Annotated in this window: 15 protein-coding genes, 5 tRNA genes and 2 pseudogenes; 17 read left to right on the forward strand and 5 right to left on the reverse strand. The window is 40.0% G+C overall.

Annotated elements, in window-relative coordinates; translation table 11 throughout:
* Positions 1 to 143 precede the first annotated feature (143 nt).
* The 4 genes from ACU8V8_RS03955 to ACU8V8_RS03970 form a co-directional block, all read right to left on the reverse strand.
* The gene (locus tag ACU8V8_RS03955; RefSeq protein ID WP_446888916.1) at positions 144 to 563 is read right to left on the reverse strand and encodes a hypothetical protein; all 420 of its coding nucleotides are present in this window, start codon (positions 561 to 563) and stop codon (positions 144 to 146) included.
* Positions 550 to 1,350 carry a hypothetical protein gene (locus ACU8V8_RS03960; protein WP_446888917.1) on the reverse strand — a complete coding sequence of 267 codons (801 nt, stop codon included), beginning with the start codon at positions 1,348 to 1,350 and terminating at the stop codon, positions 550 to 552. The genes ACU8V8_RS03955 and ACU8V8_RS03960 overlap by 14 nt, the downstream gene beginning before the upstream one ends.
* Positions 1,351 to 1,479: 129 nt before the next feature.
* Positions 1,480 to 2,025, reverse strand: a complete 546-nt coding sequence (locus tag ACU8V8_RS03965; RefSeq protein ID WP_446888918.1) for a hypothetical protein — start codon at positions 2,023 to 2,025, stop codon at positions 1,480 to 1,482.
* A gap of 305 nt (positions 2,026 to 2,330) precedes the next feature.
* Positions 2,331 to 2,660 carry a stress response translation initiation inhibitor YciH gene (locus ACU8V8_RS03970; protein WP_087530800.1) on the reverse strand — a complete coding sequence of 110 codons (330 nt, stop codon included), beginning with the start codon at positions 2,658 to 2,660 and terminating at the stop codon, positions 2,331 to 2,333.
* Between the two features lie 142 nt (positions 2,661 to 2,802).
* Between ACU8V8_RS03970 and ACU8V8_RS03975 the strand changes: the two are divergent.
* The 4 genes and pseudogenes from ACU8V8_RS03975 (at position 2,803) to ACU8V8_RS03990 (ending at position 6,751) form a co-directional block, all read left to right on the forward strand.
* Positions 2,803 to 3,109, forward strand: a pseudogene (locus ACU8V8_RS03975) (STAS domain-containing protein).
* Positions 3,109 to 4,752: a SpoIIE family protein phosphatase gene (locus ACU8V8_RS03980; protein WP_446888919.1), complete on the forward strand. Its 1,644-nt coding sequence runs from the start codon at positions 3,109 to 3,111 to the stop codon at positions 4,750 to 4,752. The pseudogene ACU8V8_RS03975 and the gene ACU8V8_RS03980 overlap by 1 nt, the downstream one beginning before the upstream one ends.
* Positions 4,753 to 4,820: 68 nt before the next feature.
* Positions 4,821 to 5,480, forward strand: coding sequence for a GAF domain-containing protein (locus ACU8V8_RS03985; protein WP_446888920.1), 660 nt, complete (start codon positions 4,821 to 4,823; stop codon positions 5,478 to 5,480).
* Between the two features lie 80 nt (positions 5,481 to 5,560).
* Positions 5,561 to 6,751 (forward strand): amino acid aminotransferase, encoded by a 1,191-nt coding sequence (locus ACU8V8_RS03990; RefSeq protein WP_087530796.1) that lies wholly within the window; start codon positions 5,561 to 5,563, stop codon positions 6,749 to 6,751.
* 90 nt (positions 6,752 to 6,841) lie between these two features.
* Here ACU8V8_RS03990 and folD read toward each other — a convergent pair whose 3' ends face one another.
* Positions 6,842 to 7,696: a bifunctional methylenetetrahydrofolate dehydrogenase/methenyltetrahydrofolate cyclohydrolase FolD gene (gene folD / locus ACU8V8_RS03995; protein WP_087530795.1), complete on the reverse strand. Its 855-nt coding sequence runs from the start codon at positions 7,694 to 7,696 to the stop codon at positions 6,842 to 6,844.
* A 345-nt stretch (positions 7,697 to 8,041) separates the two neighbouring features.
* Between folD and ACU8V8_RS04000 the strand changes: the two genes are divergently transcribed.
* The 13 genes and pseudogenes from ACU8V8_RS04000 (at position 8,042) to ACU8V8_RS04060 (ending at position 19,596) form a co-directional block, all read left to right on the forward strand.
* A tRNA-Pro gene (locus ACU8V8_RS04000) sits at positions 8,042 to 8,118 on the forward strand.
* A 60-nt stretch (positions 8,119 to 8,178) separates the two neighbouring features.
* Positions 8,179 to 8,255 (forward strand) — tRNA-Arg (locus ACU8V8_RS04005).
* Positions 8,256 to 8,279: 24 nt separating this feature from the next.
* A tRNA-His gene (locus ACU8V8_RS04010) sits at positions 8,280 to 8,355 on the forward strand.
* 18 nt (positions 8,356 to 8,373) lie between these two features.
* Positions 8,374 to 8,450 (forward strand) — tRNA-Pro (locus tag ACU8V8_RS04015).
* 71 nt (positions 8,451 to 8,521) lie between these two features.
* Positions 8,522 to 8,598: transfer RNA gene (locus tag ACU8V8_RS04020), tRNA-Pro, on the forward strand.
* Between the two features lie 479 nt (positions 8,599 to 9,077).
* Complete coding sequence (gene tig, locus ACU8V8_RS04025) at positions 9,078 to 10,382, forward strand: trigger factor (protein ID WP_421959722.1); 1,305 nt, start codon at positions 9,078 to 9,080, stop codon at positions 10,380 to 10,382.
* A gap of 166 nt (positions 10,383 to 10,548) precedes the next feature.
* Positions 10,549 to 11,169 carry an ATP-dependent Clp endopeptidase proteolytic subunit ClpP gene (gene clpP / locus ACU8V8_RS04030; RefSeq protein WP_087530793.1) on the forward strand — a complete coding sequence of 207 codons (621 nt, stop codon included), beginning with the start codon at positions 10,549 to 10,551 and terminating at the stop codon, positions 11,167 to 11,169.
* 134 nt (positions 11,170 to 11,303) lie between these two features.
* The gene (gene clpX / locus ACU8V8_RS04035) at positions 11,304 to 12,587 is read left to right on the forward strand and encodes an ATP-dependent protease ATP-binding subunit ClpX (RefSeq protein WP_087530792.1); all 1,284 of its coding nucleotides are present in this window, start codon (positions 11,304 to 11,306) and stop codon (positions 12,585 to 12,587) included.
* A gap of 151 nt (positions 12,588 to 12,738) precedes the next feature.
* Positions 12,739 to 15,099: pseudogene (lon, locus tag ACU8V8_RS04040) on the forward strand (endopeptidase La).
* Between the two features lie 186 nt (positions 15,100 to 15,285).
* Positions 15,286 to 15,588 carry an HU family DNA-binding protein gene (locus tag ACU8V8_RS04045; protein ID WP_290209683.1) on the forward strand — a complete coding sequence of 101 codons (303 nt, stop codon included), beginning with the start codon at positions 15,286 to 15,288 and terminating at the stop codon, positions 15,586 to 15,588.
* Positions 15,589 to 15,758: 170 nt separating this feature from the next.
* Entirely contained in the window at positions 15,759 to 17,663 is a 1,905-nt protein-coding gene (gene ppiD / locus ACU8V8_RS04050) for a peptidylprolyl isomerase (RefSeq protein ID WP_446888921.1), read from the forward strand.
* 609 nt (positions 17,664 to 18,272) lie between these two features.
* Positions 18,273 to 18,374: a DUF4172 domain-containing protein gene (locus ACU8V8_RS04055; RefSeq protein WP_446888922.1), complete on the forward strand. Its 102-nt coding sequence runs from the start codon at positions 18,273 to 18,275 to the stop codon at positions 18,372 to 18,374.
* On the forward strand, positions 18,337 to 19,596 hold the full coding sequence (locus ACU8V8_RS04060; RefSeq protein WP_446888923.1) for a Fic family protein: 1,260 nt from the start codon (positions 18,337 to 18,339) through the stop codon (positions 19,594 to 19,596). The genes ACU8V8_RS04055 and ACU8V8_RS04060 overlap by 38 nt, the downstream gene beginning before the upstream one ends.
* Positions 19,597 to 19,717: the final 121 nt, after the last annotated feature.

Here is a 19,717-nt window from a genome sequence, read left to right on the forward strand (position 1 = left end):
AATTGCGGACATTAAAGGTGTGTCTCTGAAACTCTGTTGGGTGGCGCCTTCGGCTAAACCAACCTACCTTTTTACGTAGGTCGGATAAGTGGCGAAGCCACGCCATCCGTCAATAATGATGAATTTATCAGAAATAGCCCGACTTACCGCGTTGGTTGCTCTTTATTAATATGATAAACAGCAGCTCCGTAAATAAAATGAAATCCTGATGCGATTGCAAAAAGTATTAATTGAATAATACCAATATTTTGGCTTGGCATTACTAGCATTAAAACATAAACAACAATGTTTATCGCCAGTCCAAGACATACTAGTAAAGTGATATTAAAAGTTATGCCTGGCATCTTTTTAGATTTACTAGTTGCCGCTAGTGCAGTCGTTAATTTAACGATAAGTTGACCATAAATAATACTTGAAGCTATTGACCAATCAGAAAGTAACAACAGTTCATTGGATTGATCTTGTGCAAATTTAACAATCACAAGAATGACAAATGGCAACAACACAAATAAATATGAAGCCATTAACGACATAGCCGCACCTTGAGGTTTATGCTTCTTCACTGTTGCACTCTAAATCTAAAATAGCTTGTAATTCATCGCTTTTAATTGGACGCTCTACATGTAATATTTTGTGATTGGAAAAAGAGAAATGCTTTGCTCCTTTTGCTTTATGAGCTTCATAAGATACTAGAGCTATAATTGCATCGCCCGGATCTATATGGGCTAATTCACGATTTTGAAATCGTTTTAGCCATAACTCATCCATTATTGGAGCTGAAAAGGATTTACGTCTCTCTATACTCTTGAAATCCCACATTGCATCACCGAAGAAAACAGGCTTTTTGATTAATAAAGTTTCAGTTGTTTTTACTTCTCGAAGAATTTCAATGAATAATGAGCTCGGCTCTTTATCAAATCGAACTTTGGTGTTTAAAAATACAACGTTATTTCCACCCGATTTTAGATCAATTGTTTCTCCATCAATTAATCGTTCTGAAGCATCCACCAACTTTTTAATGCCTTCAGCTAAACGTAACCTGTTAATATTTAACTCGTTCGGGAATTTTACGTCTATAGAATCTTTTACTTTATCTTCGACTTGTATTGCTAATGCTTCAATGTCTTCTTCAGAATTTATTTCATCACATTCAACCATTGAGCCAGCTATGTGTTCTGGTATTTTAGATAATGCCTTACTGAAGGATTTTATAGCTGAGGCACAATTTAAAACACCTTTTATAGAGCCTTGTTCAACAGACGATAATTGATAAGAAAAGTCAGCCTCTGGGTCAATGCTGTGCCCAACAACGTGTACTAATTCTTCAAAAGCACTAACGTATTCCGCCATAACCAAAAAGACACGATCAGCACTTCCCGTTGCAGGTTTATAATCTAACCTTATTTCAAAATTCCATCTTCTAGCATAAATTCCCCGGATTGTGCGGATTATGGTTGTCCGCGTTCTTAATTTGTTTTGTTAGAAAGCCTGCAACCTATACTCAAGGCTTTTATTTCTGAGTTGAAAAGATACAACACGACTATATTCGTCATAACTTACGATCTGATTCATAGTCTTGCTTTTAAAATAGTCACCAATCTCATTAGCTGAAATATCTCTAGAAAATAAGACAGTGTGACTAACTGAGCTTTCCTTACATGCTGGTATGTCATATTTGCTCCTGCACCTAGCATCTAAAGTTGGCATTAAGACAGAAACCGAATAAAAATTATTAACTTGCTTGTCAGCATCCAAATAGACCTTTGTACTTACAGTAGCAACCATACAGCCAGAACCAATATAGTGTTTATGAGAACGGCCGGAAATAGCACTTTGTCCAATCCTAAGGCTTTCTCCACTGTCTGTCGAAACTGGAAAAGACTGGTAATACTCGTGAGCACATTGTTCCCTTTGATAGTTCGATACTTCTGACGAAGGTAAATACCCCCAATCCCAAACAGGGTCAGACTCTTTCTTTCCACAACCAAATAAAAACAACACAGCTAGGTAACTTAAATTCTTCATAGACTTTCTAGCAGTTTATTGAACACCAATTTGGTGGTTTATAACACACCAAAACGGCGTATATTACATACCCTGATAATTTCACCAATAATTACCCTTGTAAACAAGTAATTAAAACAGCTAGGAATTAAGCGTGTTATTTTTCCCCAAAACGGCGTGTAATAATGTTATCGGACAAAATTAGCCCCCAACTCAACAAAGCTGGAATTAATTTAACTTTTCAATGTCCGATTTTCGCTCAATCCCGTCTCTCAGATTGTTATGAGTCACTCATTAAATACTATTAAACGCCATAAAATAGGGGCTTAGCCCCCGGCAATTTTAACTTTGAATTTAAGTGCTTCAAGTATGGCTTTGAGTTTATCGCGGTCGTCGCCTTGTACTTCTATGATGCCGTCTTTTACTGCGCCGCCTTGGCCCATTTTACTTTTTATGGTTTTGGCGAGTTTTTTTAGGTCATGCTGTTCGCTATCAATACCGGTTACTAACATCACGCCTTTACCTTTACGGCCTTTAGTTTGGCGTTCAATTCGCAAAGCGCCATCTTTAAATACTTTGCCAGCAACTTCCTTTGTTGCTTTTGGTTGGCTAATACGACCAGTTTCTGTTGAATAAACGAGATTATTGTCACTCATACTAAACCTGCAATGAAAAAGTTATATAAACAATGACTTCTATAATAACAAATTTACAACAAGACGCTTTTATTTTTGGCGAATTTAGTCTTAAAAGGTTATATTAACTCTGTAGAATGGATAATCTAATCAGGAATTAAGTATGAGTTTAAGTAAGACAGCCTCAGCAGATGGCACAACATTAACTATCCAAATTAAAGGCAAGTTTGATTTTAATTTGGTGCAGTCATTTCGACAAGCTTATGCTGAAATCGGCGATAAAACGGCAAAAGTTGTTATCGACCTTCGCGAAACAGATTACATGGATAGCTCTGCTTTGGGCATGTTGCTAAATATGAAAAAAAACATTAGGTACCTCAGTGGATGCAATTCATATTAGTAATTGCCAGCCGCAATTAAAAAAGATATTACAAATCTCTCGGTTTGACAAAAAGTTTGATATCGACTGATGCATGTACTCGTTGTTGATGATCAGGCTCTAAACCGCTCATTGCTTAGCGTGATGCTAAAGCAACAAGGATATCAAGTAACGACAGCAAACAATGGTATTGAGGCATTAGCCGTAATTGATAACCAGTCGATTGATATCGTGCTACTTGATGTATTAATGCCAGAAATGGATGGCTATGAAACGGCGCCAAAAATAAAACAGCGTAGTGAAGGTGTTTACTTACCGATTATTTTTATCACCTCGTTAGAAGACAAAGATAGTTTAGAGCATTGCTTAGCCGTTGGCGGCGATGATTTTATTCATAAACCCTTCGATAAAGTTATTCTTACTGCCAAAATCAATGCACACGCCAGAACCCGCCAACTTAGCTTAAAAGCCCACGAACAAAATGCACAGCTAGAATACCATTACAATCAAACCGAGCGTGAACACGAAATTGTAGAGCACATTTTTAATAATGCATTAGAAAACCAAAATGAATTTAGTAACAACATCGACTTTCATCTCTCACCTGCTTCTATGTTTAATGGCGATATGTTGCTTGTTGCACAAAGTCCTATTGGTAGTTTGTATTGTATGCTTGGTGATTTTACCGGCCATGGTTTGGCTGCAGCAGTAGGTGCCTTACCTGCCTCTAAAGTGTTTTATACCATGGTTAATAAAGGCATGGCGGTGAATGATATTGCTCATGAAGTTAATACGGTATTAGCTCAACTCTTGCCTGGTCATATGTTTTGTGCGGCAACTATTATAGAATTAAGTAGCTCAGGTAAAAGTATTTCGGCTTGGCTCGGTGGCCTACCTGATGCTTATGTCATTGATCAACAAGGAAAGGTACTAAAAACATTAGAATCACAGCATATGGCGCTCGGAATTTTGGATGCTGATGAATTCGAGCGAGAGTTAATTCACTTTGAAGTGGATAATTCGACGCGTATTGTTTTAGCGACAGACGGCATAATTGAAACCACCAATGATGAAGATGAATTCTTTGGCGAGCACCGATTTATTGATGTATTAGGCAGCAAAGCACTAGTCGGGTGTAATGATGTGATTGAACAAGTCACTAAATTTGCTAAAGGCTCTAAACAACAAGATGACTTAAGTCTGGTACTTTTTAATTGTTTACCCGTCCCATCAAGTAAAGCTGAGGCTGAAGCTTATTCGCCGTTACCTTTTAATTTTTCACTGAGCTTAAACTCCCCGCAAATTAAACAAACAGATCCCGTACTCGAAGTTGTTGATGTTATTACGCGGGTCAGTGGTTTAAAAGCGCATCGCTCGGATATCTTTTTACTTTTATCAGAAGCATACAATAATGCGGTTGATCATGGCTTACTCGGGCTTGATTCTGAAATAAAAAATCATGATGATGGTTTTTTTGAGTTTTATCAGCAAAGAGAGGCGGCCTTGGTGAGATTACAAGGTGCGATGATCATTATTGATATTCGCTATTGTCCAGAAACTTTATGCTTATACTTTACTATTTGCGATTCAGGCAATGGTTTTACATCAAATAATCGCGACCAAAGTTTAGCGCGTGAACATGGAAGAGGGCTTTCGTTACTGGAGGAAATAGCCGATTATGTAAGCTATAACGCTTCAGGTAATCAAATCGAAATGCGTTATAAGCTAACTTAGATTCAACACTAGTAGAGAGATTAATGACATGCTATTATCTTACTTTATTTGGATGTTTGGACGGCTAGATGGTTTCTTCTTATTTATCACTTGCACAACTTGATGTGCCGCAGCAATTAGTGTCTTCAGAGCTTACCAAGCTTGAAAGTTATTTATCAAACAATGATCGCCCTGCAGTAAATTGGGAATATCAGATACCTGAACTAGGTGAAGGCGGCGCCTGCAGTTTATTTGGTTATCTTCAAGAAACACCATTTAAGTTAACTGATTATTTAAAGCAAGACTCACACACCACAGAAAAGCTGGCACAGTTACAGCGCATTGTTGACTATGTGGTTGAGAAGACGGAAGTGGATTGGTACGGCATCTATCAAAATACGGCAACCAATGAAGGTGAGCAGCTACTAAAATTGGTTTATTTTGGCGCACCTAGCAGACCATTATTTCCATTAACTCAAGAGTTTGCCGCGGGAAGTAATAATGTACAAGTGGCACTGAGTGCTAAAGGTCGAGTGATTAATAATGTTGAGCAGTATCTTGCTGCTGGTGGAGAATATTACACTTGCGATCCAAAAGTAAAATCTGAGGCATGTTTACCGTTGTTCGATCAGCAAAATAATTGCATTGGTATTGTTGATGGAGAGGCGTTTAACAACGACTTTTTTGATCAACACACATTAGCACTCTTAATTGCATGCTGTATTAAAATTCCTCACTTTTTAGTGTAAATAACACTAGCCATGCTAGTCACCTTTTATGTTAAGCTAAGTGTAACAGCTAACCCCTAAATAATGATAAGAGATAGTCAATGTTCTCAGTATTAAAACCATTACCAACAGATCCTATTCTTGGCCTTATGGCGGCCTATAAGCAAGACACCAACCCAAATAAGATTGACTTAGGGGTTGGTGTTTATAAAGACGAACAAGGTAATACACCGGTATTAAGCGCCGTTAAAAAGGCAGAAGCATTCCGCCTAGAAAATGAAACCAGCAAATCATACATTGGTTTGGCAGGTAACTTAGATTTTTGTCAAAAAATGGAAAACCTGTTATTAGGTGAGCACCAAGCACTTCTTGCAAACCGTGTTCGTACTGCGCAAGCACCTGGTGGTACAGGCGCACTTCGTGTTGCGGCTGAGTTTATTGCTCGTTGTAACCCAAGCGCCACTATTTGGGTAACAAACCCAACATGGGCAAATCACATTAGCTTATTTGAGGCGGCAGGCCTTACCGTTAAAGAATACCCGTATTACGATTATGAAAACAAAGATCTGCTATTTGATGACATGATCAATACACTTAAGCAAGTACCAAAAGGTGACGTTGTTCTTGTTCATGCGTGTTGCCATAACCCAAGTGGTATGGACTTAAACGAAACACAGTGGAATACAGTAGCAGAGCTTGCAAAAGAAGTTGGTTTTACACCACTTGTTGATATTGCTTACCAAGGTTTTGGTTCAAGCCTTGAGCAAGATGCTAACGGCTTGCGTATTTTAGCTAACGCAGTTGAAGAGCTAATCATCTGTTCTTCTTGTTCTAAAAACTTTGGTTTATACCGTGAGCGTATTGGTGCATGTTCAATTATTGCCAAAGATAGCGCGACTGCTGATATCTCTAACTCAGTAATGTTAAGTGTAGTACGTAGTATTTACTCTATGCCGCCAGCACATGGTGCCGATATTGTAAACACTATTTTAGGCAGCGCAGAGCTTACGCAAGAGTGGCACAGTGAACTTGATGAAATGCGTAATCGTATTAATGGTCTTCGTACGTTAATCAAAGACAGCTTAGCAGCGAAAGACATTGCACAAGACTTCTCATTTATTGACCGCCAAAATGGCATGTTCTCATTCCTTGGCATTAATAAAGAGCAAATAGCGCGCTTACAAAAAGAGTATGGTATTTATATTGTTGGTTCTAGCCGTGTGAACGTAGCGGGTATTAGTCAAGCAAATATCGAATACTTCTCAAACGCTGTTGCAGACGTTTGTAAGTAATTAGGCAGTTAAAAGCAAACAATAAAAAACCGCACTAACGTAAGTTGTGCGGTTTTTTTGTAACTTAAATACTTTTTGAGAATACAGTGATTAACTGTGGTATTTCTCACAGGCTTCTAGGGTGTTTTCAATTAAGCTTGCTACCGTCATTGGGCCAACACCGCCCGGTACTGGTGTAATGAAATGTGCTTTTTGTTCAGCAATGTCATACTGTACATCGCCCACTAATTTCCCCGTATCTAAACGGTTAATGCCCACATCGATAACCATCGCGCCTTCTTTTACCCAGTCACCCGGAATAAATTCAGGTTTACCCACTGCAACAACGAGTAAGTCAGCACGGCGTACATGAGTTTCTAAATCTTGGGTAAACTTGTGGCACACAGTTGTAGTACAGCCTGCAAGGAGTAACTCGAGTGCCATTGGGCGACCAACGATATTAGATGCACCGACCACAACCGCGTGCATACCTTTATATTTAACGCCGGTTGAGTTCAGTAGTGTGATAATACCTTTTGGTGTGCAAGGGCGAAGAGCTGGCATGCGTTGTGCCAAACGGCCGATATTATAAGGGTGGAAACCATCGACATCTTTTAATGGTGTAATACGCTCAAGAATTTTTTCTGCGTCAAGGCCTTCAGGTAATGGTAATTGAACTAAAATACCATCGACTGTTTGGTCGTTATTCAGTTCATCGACTAAATCCAATAGTGCCTGCTCTGAGGTATCTGCTGGTAAATCAAATGACTTTGATACAAAACCAACTTCCTCGCAAGCCTTACGTTTTGAACCAACATAAACTTGGCTTGCAGGGTCTTGTCCTACAAGCACAACTGCAAGTCCTGGCGCACGTAAGCCTTTAGCTACGCGTTCACTTACTTTTTCTGCTACTGCACTTCGTACTTGTTTAGCTATTGCCTTACCATCGATGATGTTTGCCGTCATGGGTGACCTTTAATTGGGGTTAGTTAACTTGAAACTGATACTTAGCAAGAGATTATCGTTTTAAAAGGGGTAAACGTGACTGATTTTACGCAGTCTTTTTATTCCTTGCTAATGTAGTTAGACTATTTTCGCAGAAAAGCGCTAAAGCGCCAAGTTGCTTTTTTTATATAAACCGCACTATTATAAAAAACGGTCGAATTTTAGCTTATATTTACAATATTTAGTCATTGTGAACTAAAAATGACCGATTGATTTATTTTCTTAAAAAAGGTTTGACCTAATCCAGTCAAATCACTATTATGCACCCCGTTGTCAACGAGGTCACTCGCAGACAATAGTAAGCATCGGCGATTAGCGCAGTTTGGTAGCGCACTTGGTTTGGGTCCAAGGGGTCGCAGGTTCAAATCCTGCATCGCCGACCACTTTCATTTATAATTTTGTTATAATAGATTGGCTTATTGGTAAACTATGAAGTTTTCGATGCGCCCATAGCTCAGCTGGATAGAGCAACGCCCTTCTAAGGCGTCGGTCGAAGGTTCGAATCCTTCTGGGTGCGCCATTTTGAAAACAAGTAAATGCCGTGGTGATTGTAGCTCAGTTGGTAGAGCCCCGGATTGTGATTCCGGTTGTCGTGGGTTCGAGCCCCATCAGTCACCCCAATTTACAAAAAAGAATATCGGCGATTAGCGCAGTTTGGTAGCGCACTTGGTTTGGGTCCAAGGGGTCGCAGGTTCAAATCCTGCATCGCCGACCACTTTCTTTAAAGTGGTCTTAAACTCACCGTTTAAGTATTCAAAATAAATTCGAAGTTTCATACTTCAATATCGGCGATTAGCGCAGTTTGGTAGCGCACTTGGTTTGGGTCCAAGGGGTCGCAGGTTCAAATCCTGCATCGCCGACCACTTTCTCAATAAAAACAATTCAAAATTCATATTGCACAACTAAATCCTAAAGCTAAAATATTGCTAACTTGCTAACTTGCTAACTTGCTAACTTGCTAACTTGCTAACTTGCTAACTTGCTAACTTGCTAACTTGCTAACTTGCTAACTTGCTAACTTGCTAACTTGCTAACTTGCTAACTTGCTAACTTGCTAACTTGCTAACTTGCAGTTGAACCGCCTACTTTTCACACATTTACCCGCTATAATCCGTGATCTAACCAAATAATTTCCCCCTAGACTCGACTATCATAAATATTAGGTTATAATGCCGCGTCTATTGTTTAACATAGTGCCCGAAGGGCAGAGCAGCATTGGTATCTTATAGTGAAGATGGAGATTGAAAGTCTTATAAATGGCTTTTAACGTATCAAGCGCATAGTGATCACCGTGTTTGTAAGGAAGGCGAACAGTCGCCAAAATTGAAGATTGAGGTATATCATGCAAGTTTCTGTTGAGACGACTCAAGGCCTTGAGCGCCGTCTGACTATCACCGTTCCTGCAGAGAACGTTGAGACCGAAGTAAAAAAACGCTTACAACAACTGTCAAAAACCCAGCGTATTGATGGTTTCCGTCCTGGTAAAGTACCAACGTCTGTAATCAACAAGCGTTACGGTGGCGCAGTTCGTCAAGAAGTTGCTGGCGAATTAATGCAACGTAACTTCTACGAAGCAATCGTAGCTGAAAAAATCAACCCAGCGGGTACACCCACTTTCGCACCTAAAGCGCTTGAAGCTGGTAAAGATTTAGAATTCTCTGCAACGTTTGAAGTTTACCCTGAAGTTGAAGTTCAAGGTTTAGATAAAATCACTGTAGAAAAGCCTGCTGTAACAGTTACTGACGAAGATTTAGCAAACATGCTAGAAACGCTACGTAAGCAACATGCATCATGGGCTGAAGTAGATGCAGCTGCTGGCGAGAACGATCGCGTAACAGTTGACTTCGAAGGCACTATCGACGGCGAAGTATTTGAAGGCGGTAAAGCTGAAGACTTCCCATTAGAACTTGGCCAAGGTCGTATGATCCCAGGTTTTGAAGATAACATCGTAGGTAAAAAAGCAGGCGAAGAAGTAGTTGCTGATGTAACTTTCCCTGACGATTACCACGCTGAAAACCTTAAAGGTAAAGCTGCTCAATTCACTATCTCTGTGAAGAAAGTTGAAGCACAAGAGCTACCTGAACTAAGCGAAGAGTTCGCAACTAAGTTCGGTGTAACTGAAGGCGGCGTTGACGCACTTAAAGAAGAAGTGAAAAAGAACATGACACGCGAGCTTGACCAAGCGGTTAAAGCTAACGTGAAAGACCAAGCAATCAAAGGTCTTTTAGCTAACAACGAAATCGAAGTGCCTAAAGCGCTAGTAGATCAAGAAATTGATGCACTACGTCAGCAAGCTGCACAACGTTTTGGTGGCGACGCTAAAAACATGCCTGAGCTTCCAGCTGAGTTGTTCCACGAGCAAGCAGTAACTCGCGTTAAAACTGGCCTATTACTAGGTGAAGTAATTAAAGCGAACGAGATCAAAGTTGATGATGCTAAAGTTGAAGCATTAATTGCTACAGTTGCTTCTGCATACGAAGATCCAACTGAAGTAGTAGAATACTACAAAGCAAATGATCAACTTATGCAGCAAATGCGTAATGTTGCAATGGAAGAGCAAGCTGTAGAAGCTATTTTAGCTAAAGCAGACGTTTCTGATGTTGAAAAAGCATTTGATGACATCATGAATCCACAGCAAGGTGCTTAATAAGTCATTGACTTAAGCCCTCGCTAACGATTAAATGGCTCGTGTTACTCTGTATTTTGCAGTGTGCCCGAGCCATTTTAGTTTGTGGCCTTCAATTTTGCCAAAAAGATAACTATGCTTTTCTTATATTCAGGATAAGTATAAGCGCATAAGGAATAAAATAAGTATGAACAACACTGGTATGACAGATCCTCTAAATGCATTAGTCCCAATGGTTGTTGAACAAACAGCGAAAGGCGAGCGCTCGTATGATATATATTCGAGACTATTAAAAGAGAGAATCATTTTTTTAACTGGTCAAGTTGAAGACAACATGGCGAATCTAATTTTAGCGCAAATGCTATTTTTAGAATCAGAGAACCCAGAAAAAGATATCTTTTTATATATCAATTCACCAGGTGGTTCTGTGACAGCGGGTATGGCAATTTACGATACCATGAATTTTATTAAACCAGATGTAAGTACTATTTGTGTTGGCCAAGCAGCGAGCATGGGTGCATTCTTACTAACAGCTGGTGCAAAAGGTAAGCGTTATTGTTTACCTAATTCACGCGTGATGATTCACCAACCTTTAGGTGGTTTCCAAGGTCAAGCATCTGACTTTGAAATTCATGCTAAAGAAATCCTGTCTATTAAAGACAAGCTTAACCGTTTAATGGCAGAGCACACTGGCCAGCCGTTAGATGTGATTTCACGCGATACTGACCGCGACAACTTTATGAGCGCAAGTCAAGCCGTTGATTACGGTTTAGTTGACTCGGTATTTACTAATCGCGACAGTAAGTAAATAGGCAAAGTGAGTGCTAACGGTACTCACTTGAATTGTTTACACTGTGAAAGCCAATAATTTTTGGTATAGTTAAGCGTATTGAAATAGCTGCTAAGAAGCTTGGCAGCCAACGTATAAGATGAGGTAGCTGAATGTCTGACACTCCTACAGACGGCGACAAAAGTAATAAATTGTTATACTGCTCTTTTTGTGGCAAAAGCCAGCATGAAGTTCGTAAACTCATTGCAGGGCCTTCAGTATACATTTGTGATGAATGTGTTGAGCTGTGTAACGACATTATCAGGGAAGAGATCAAAGATATTGCGCCAAAGCACAATACGTCTGATAAACTGCCTGCACCGAAAGAAATTCGTAACCATTTAGATGATTATGTTATCGGCCAAGATCACGCCAAAAAAGTATTGTCGGTAGCGGTTTATAACCACTATAAGCGCCTACGTAATCAAAGTACTAAAGTTGATATTGAACTCGGTAAAAGTAATATCTTGCTAATAGGTCCAACAGGTAGTGGTAAAACATTACTTGCAGAGACACTTGCACGTTTACTTGATGTGCCATTTACAATGGCCGATGCAACCACACTAACCGAAGCCGGTTATGTGGGTGAAGATGTTGAAAACATCATTCAAAAGCTGCTGCAAAAGTGTGACTACGACGTAGAAAAAGCACAACGTGGTATTGTTTATATTGATGAAATCGACAAAATCTCACGTAAATCAGACAATCCATCAATTACCCGTGACGTATCAGGCGAAGGCGTACAACAAGCCTTACTGAAACTGATTGAAGGCACTGTTGCATCAGTACCACCACAAGGTGGTCGTAAACACCCACAACAAGAGTTTTTGCAAGTTGATACCTCTAAGATCTTATTTATCTGTGGTGGTGCATTCGCAGGGCTAGATAAAGTGATTGAGCAACGCAGCCATAAAAATACCGGTATTGGTTTTGGTGTTAGCGTTAAAGAATCTGCATCGAGCCGCTCTTTAAGTGAAACATTTAAAGATGTAGAGCCAGAAGATTTAGTAAAATACGGCCTGATCCCAGAGTTTATTGGTCGTTTACCCGTTGTTGCTACGTTAACTGAGCTAGACGAAGCTGCGCTAGTGCAAATCTTAGATGAGCCTAAAAACGCACTGACTAAGCAGTACAGCGCATTATTTGGTATGGAAGACGTTGAGCTTGAATTCCGTGAAGATGCATTACGTGCAATTGCCCATAAAGCAATGGAGCGTAAAACAGGTGCACGTGGTCTTCGCTCAATTGTTGAAGCTGTATTACTTGATACCATGTATGAACTTCCTTCAATGGAAGAAGTCAGCAAAGTGGTTATCGATGAAACCGTGATCAAAGGTGAATCAGACCCAATTTTGATTTATCAAAGTGCTAGCCAAGATAAAGCAGCATCAGAATAAATTTTAATCACTGATATTACAAAGAGGAGCCAATGGCTCCTTTTTTTTATAATTTATTTCTTACAAATGACATAAATTGTTGAACTTTACTTAGGTTATCCCCATATACTTGAGTAATCTTTAAAATAAATGAAGAGCGAAGAGAAATATAATGACGCTTGAGAGAACAGATCGAGTCGAAATCCCCGTGCTGGCATTGCGCGATGTGGTGGTGTACCCGCACATGGTGATCCCGCTTTTTGTAGGCCGCGAAAAATCTATTAAATGCCTCGAAGCGGCAATGGATAAAGACAAACAAATTTTTCTTGTTGCGCAAAAAGACGCGACAGTCGATGAGCCAGAGCAAGACGATATTTACCGCGTAGGTACTATCGCAACTGTGCTGCAACTATTAAAACTTCCTGATGGCACTGTAAAAGTGCTAGTCGAAGGTATTCAACGCGCAAAACTTGAAAGCTTTGTTGATAACGATGACTTTTTTGTTGCGAATGCCGAGTTTATTAGTTCTGAAGAAATTGATGAGCAAGAGCAAGATATCTTTATCCGCAGCGCTGTTAGCCAGTTTGAAGGCTATGTAAAACTTAATAAAAAATTCCACCTGAGGTACTCACCTCGGTCAGTGGTATTGATGAAGCACCGCGCCTTGCTGATACTATGGCAGCTCACATGCCGCTTAAAGTGCCAGAAAAACAAAAAGTACTTGAGATCGCAAACGTAACCGAACGTCTTGAATACTTAATGGCGTTAATGGAAGGCGAAATCGATTTACTGCAAGTTGAGAAAAAGATTCGTACTCGCGTTAAAAAGCAGATGGAAAAATCGCAGCGTGAGTATTATCTCAACGAGCAAATGAAAGCCATTCAAAAAGAATTAGGCGAGCTTGACGACGTACCTGACGAATTCGAAGCGTTGAAAAAGCGTATTGAAGAATCAGGCATGAGCAGCGATGCACAAGAAAAAAGCCAATTCAGAATTAGCTAAATTAAAAATGATGTCGCCCATGTCGGCTGAAGCCACCGTTGTACGCTCATACATAGATACGCTGATCAATGTACCATGGAAAAAGCGCTCGAAAGTGAAAAAAGACCTAGCCGGTGCGCAAAAGATTTTAGATAGCGATCACCACGGCTTAGATAAAGTGAAAGAACGCATTATTGAATACCTCGCGGTGCAACAACGTACTAATAAGCTAAAAGGCCCAATCTTATGTTTAGTCGGTCCTCCTGGCGTTGGTAAAACCTCATTAGGGCAATCGATTGCTCGCTCAACGGGTCGTAAGTATATTCGTATGGCGCTGGGTGGCGTACGTGATGAAGCAGAAATTCGTGGTCACCGTCGTACATATATTGGCTCTATGCCAGGTAAACTGATTCAAAACATGAGTAAAGTGGGCGTTAAAAACCCATTATTCTTGTTAGATGAAATAGACAAAATGTCATCAGATATGCGTGGCGATCCAGCATCAGCATTACTTGAAGTACTCGATCCTGAGCAAAATAGCCACTTTGCGGATCATTACTTAGAAGTTGATTATGACTTATCTGATGTTATGTTTGTTGCAACATCAAACAGCTTTAATATTCCAGGACCATTATTAGACCGGATGGAAGTGATTCGTTTATCGGGTTACACCGAAGATGAAAAACTCAATATTGCTAAACAGCATTTAATTCCGAAGCAAGTTAAGCGTAATGGCTTAAAAGATGGTGAAGTGGTTATCGAAGACAGCGCCATTGTCGGTATTATTCGTTACTACACCCGTGAAGCCGGTGTACGTAACTTAGAGCGTGAAGTGTCTAAGTTATGCCGTAAAGCGGTGAAAAACATCTTGCTTGAGAAAGAAACAAAAGTAGTCACTATTAATGAGCAAAACCTAGAAGAGTTCTTAGGTGTGCAACGTTTTGATTACGGCAAAGCCGAAGATGGTGACCGCATTGGTCAAGTGACCGGTTTAGCGTGGACAGAAGTGGGCGGCGATTTATTAACAATCGAATGCGCAGCTGTGCCAGGCAAAGGCAAGTTAAGCTATACAGGTTCTCTAGGTGATGTAATGCAAGAGTCGATTCAAGCGGCGATGACGGTAGTACGCAACCGTGCAGACACGTTCCGTATTAATAACGATTTTTACGAAAAACGTGATATTCACGTGCACGTACCAGAAGGTGCTACGCCGAAAGATGGCCCAAGTGCAGGTGCGGCGATGGTCACAGGTTTAGTCTCTAGCTTAACGGGTAACCCTGTACGCGCAGATGTTGCCATGACAGGTGAAATTACGTTACGTGGAGAAGTACTGCCAATTGGTGGTTTAAAAGAAAAGCTATTAGCTGCGCATCGTGGTGGCATTAAAACAGTTATTATTCCAAAAATTAACGAACGTGACTTAAAAGAGATCCCTGACAATGTATTAGCAGGCCTTGATATTCACCCAGTTACTTGGATTGATGAGGTTTTAGAACTGGCGTTAGTACACCCAGTTGAGAGTTTTTCAGTCGAAACGGCTAAAAAGCACTAAAAAACCGAAAAAAAGTGCTTTAAAGGGCTTTTCAAATCTAGATGGTATGATAAGTTAAGCACTGGTTTTTCAAGCCTAGGCCTTATGTGGCCTAGGCTGAAGAAAAATTACAATCGTACGAGCATGAAATAGTTTGCTCTAAAATTTTCAAAATAGTGATGTTAGTTTAAAAAACAATCGCTCTTGATAATAACAATGAAAGAGGATGATATTGTGAATAAATCTCAATTAATCGATCAAATCGCAGCTGACGCTGACATTTCTAAAGCGGCTGCAGGTCGTGCACTAGATTCATTCATCGAGTCTGTATCGGGCGCTCTTAAAGACGGCGATTCAGTTGCACTAGTAGGTTTCGGTACTTTCTCAGTACGTGAGCGTGCAGCACGTTCAGGCCGTAACCCACAAACTGGCGAAACAATTCAAATCGCTGCAGCGACCATCCCTGCTTTCAAAGCTGGTAAAGCGCTTAAAGATGCATGTAATAGCTAATCACTGTTTTATGTGAATTAGTTTTGGCAGTGTAAGAAGCTCGTTGCTTTTTAGCACAAATAGCTATCTTTATCGCCAATTGCTTCAACAAAAAAAGCGTATCTGGTAAGATACGCTTTTTTTACATTAGCAAGGCGATTTCTGCCTCAGAATAGAATAGAGATATATAAATGCTTGAGAAAATCAGAGAAGGTTCGCAAGGACCGGTAGCCAAAGTTATTTTAGGCGCGGTGATTTTATCTTTTGCTTTAGCAGGGATCGGTGGTTACTTAGGTCAAACCACAGAGCAGCCTGTTGCTGAAGTAAATGGAGTTAAAATTAGTCAAACCGAATTTAACCGCGCGTACCAAAATGAGCGTAACCGCTTAGAACAACAATTTGGTGAATACTTTGCACAAATTACTGCAGATCCAAATTACATGGCACAAATTCGCCAAGGTGTCGTTGACCGTCTAGTACAACAAGAACTGCAAACTCAACTAGCACACGAACTTGGTTTACGCGTAAGTGATGAAAGTGTTAAAAAAGCAATTTTAGAATTGCCATACTTCCAAATCGGTGGCCAATTTAATAACGACCGCTACTTACAAGTTATTCGTCAAATGAACTTCCAACCGGATGCATTTCGTGAATACTTACGTGAAGAAATGACTCGTAGTCAGCTAATCTCAGCAGTTGCAGGCACTGACTTTGCCCTTGATAACGAATTAGCAAGTGCAGTGGCGTTACAACAACAAACGCGTAGCATTGATTACGTGGTAGTAAATAAAGAGTCGTTACAAGAGGGGATTGAAGTAACCGAGCAAGAAATTGCAGATTATTACGACCTAAACACGTCACAGTTTTTAGCGCCTGAACAAGTATCGGTAAGCTACATTGATTTAAATGCAGTTGACCTAGACTTACAGAGCAATGTAAGCGAAGAAGAAGTAAAAGCTTACTACGAGCAAAACAGTGCACAATACGTAGAGCCTGAGAAACGCCGTGTATCACATATCTTAATAGATAATAGTGAAGACGACGATGCAGCGAAAAGCAAAGCAGAAGACTTGTTAGCGCAATTGCAACAAGGTAGTGACTTTGCAGCATTAGCTGAATCATCATCAGATGATATCGTCAGTGCTGAAATGGGCGGTGATCTAGACTGGATTGAACGCGACATGATGGATCCAGCTTTTGAAGAAGCTGCATTCGCACTTAATGCAAAAGGTGACTTTTCTGATGTTGTTGAATCTGAGTTTGGTTATCACATCATTCAACTAACCGATATTCAAAGCCAGCAAACAAAACCATACGATGATGTTAAAGCTGACTTACGTGCAGAGCTTGAGCGCACTGAAAAAGTGAATGCCTTCTATGAAAAGCAAACACAAATGAGTGAAGTCGCATTTGAAATGTCTGACAACTTAGTGGATGCAGCAGAAACCGTAGGCGTTGAAGTAACGACCACGCCACTTGTTGCCCGTAATGAATTACCAGCACCTTTAAATACACCAGCTGTTATCAGCGCAATCTTCTCACCAGATGTACTTGAAGATGGCATGAACTCCGAAGTTGTTGAAGTAGGTGATGAGCACGTTGTGATTGTACGTGTAAGCGAGCATAAGCCTGCGAGCACGAAACCACTTGCGGATGTATCTGAGCAAATTAAAACACGTTTAGTGAGCCAAAAAGCATCTGAACTTGCAAAAGAAAAAGCAACAACATTATTTGCTGAAATCTCAGCAGGTAAAAGCTTAACTGAACTTGCAACTGAGCAAGGCTTAGAGCTACGTCAAGAAGCTGCTTTAACACGTCAAGCGTATGCAGTATCACCTGCAATCGTACAGCAAGTGTTTAAAATGGCTCACCCTACTGACACCCCTGTGGTTGATAAAGTAGAGCTGAGCAATGGTGACGCAGCAATCGTCGCACTTAAGTCTGTTACAAACGCATCAGTTGAAGGTGAGCTTGAAGCACAGCAAAAGCAAAACATCACTATGGCCCAAGTAAATAAAAACTACATGGTGTTCATCGATGCATTAAAAGCCAAAGCAGAGTTAAACTTACCAGCACAAGCAACACCTGCTGAGTAAGCTTAATTAAGCAAAACTAAAAAGCGCCAATTGGCGCTTTTTTTGTGGGTGGGAGATAAAGGTTAAAAGTTAAAGGTGCTAGGTAACTAGGTTTCAGGGGGAGTGTGGCTTGTAGGTTTGAGTTTACTTTGAAGTACTTTTATGTAACACGCGTAGGTTGGGTAGAGTGAAACGAAACCCAACGAAAAAAACACCCAGTTAGTCTGCACCAATGCACTGCATTATCGAGTGTTTTTATTTCTTCGATGTATTCTGAATGTTGGCAAAGCCCTTTAATAGATTTATTCACAAAGAGATTAAGAGACGCTGCGCTTAAGAGGAAACATAAAAAACATCAATAATTGAGGTGCAAATTAGACCGTATAGTGCTGATTTTAATCATTTAGAGATAACCTTTTTCCGTCCCCAAATGTGTTAACGCAAATACTCTAAAGATCTGTGTTGAGCAAAGCGGACGTTTAAATAACTCAATCCTGCCTAAAGGATTGAGTTGATTCATACATCTTCACTTTATAAATCAAAACTACTCTCCATGTGATTCATAAAGCATGGATTTTTAAATCAAAATTTGGTATAAAATGATTTATAACTATCAAAGGTTTAAATCACATGTATCATTGGCAACAGAAAAATTGGCCTAAATTTGAATATGATGTGACACGCTTTGAAGCAAGTGTCAGCGAGTATTCAAAAAAAAGCCTACAGCATTGAAGGGGCATTATCGCAAATACCGTCGAATGACCATAACGATGCATTTGTCCACTTACTGGTGGAAGAAGCATTAAGCACCAGTGCCATTGAAGGTGAAAAACTTAACCGTGAAGAGGTGCGCTCATCGGTTGCTCGTTTCCTTGGGTTAAAAGAGCCAGAGCGTGGTGGTTACTTCCCTAAAGAAAAAGGCATTGCGGCGATGCTTGTTGATGTGCGTAAAAGCATTAAAAGCGCTATGTCTAAAACCTTACTTTGTCATTGGCACACGCTGCTATTACACGGTAGTGAAGATTATTATGTAAACCCTATTACTAAAGGCGATTATCGAGACTCGCCTATTGATGTAATAAGAGAAGACTTATACGGCGAAAGTGAAACCATCTACAAAGCACCAGGTAATAACCGCACTGAGGTTGAACATGAAATGGATGCTTTTATACAGTGGTATAACAGCACCAATTGTTCAGGCCCTATAAAAGCAGCAGTTGCTCATTTATGGTTTGTCGCTATTCATCCGTTTCAAGATGGTAATGGCCGTGTTGGTAGAGCCATAGCCGAGCATGCGTTATTTCAAGACTTTTCGAGACCTCCGCTTTTTAGTATGTCGAGCATGATTAATACTAATCGAATGGATTATTATCAAAAGCTTAGAAATACTAATTATGGTTTACAAATTAATGAGTGGATAGCGTGGTTTGTTGAGCTAGTTAGAACCTCGCAAGATAAGTCGCTTGAGTCTGTTGAATTTGTTTTGCAAAAATCAAAATTTTGGGCTGAATATGATGAGGTCAAACTCAACCAACGCCAAGAGAAGGTGATGAAAAAAATCTTCACAGTAGGCTCTGACGGCTTTGTGCGTGATGGTTTAACTAATGAAAAGTATCGAGCTATTACCGGGGCGCCACCAGCAACCGCAACGAGGGATTTAAAGTCATTAGTTGATAATGGCTTACTTTACCCGTCAGGTGAAGGTAAACGTGGTTTACGTTACTTTGTGAACTTCCCGCAAGAGAAAAACCTATTTGCTGACAAAGAAGATGTTTCTCTAGTCAATGATGTTAGCCTAATTAAGATCTTGAAGAAAATCGAACGTAATATTGAATATTTTCGTGGTGAAAAAAATTCAGGTTTAACAAAGCTTATTGATGAATATAAGGCTCTATCATTAAATGATAAAGTAGCGGAGAAAAAGTTAGAAAAGCTTTTAGGACGAAACAGATAAATATGTTTTAAATCGGCTATTCATTGCCAGATTTGATTCAACTCTAGAAATCAAATCTGGCAGATCAAGTTACTTATTCAAACTAGCTCGTCATTTTTAATTGCAAACGGAGCAATAAAAC

The organism is Pseudoalteromonas sp. SaAl2, from assembly GCF_052947895.1.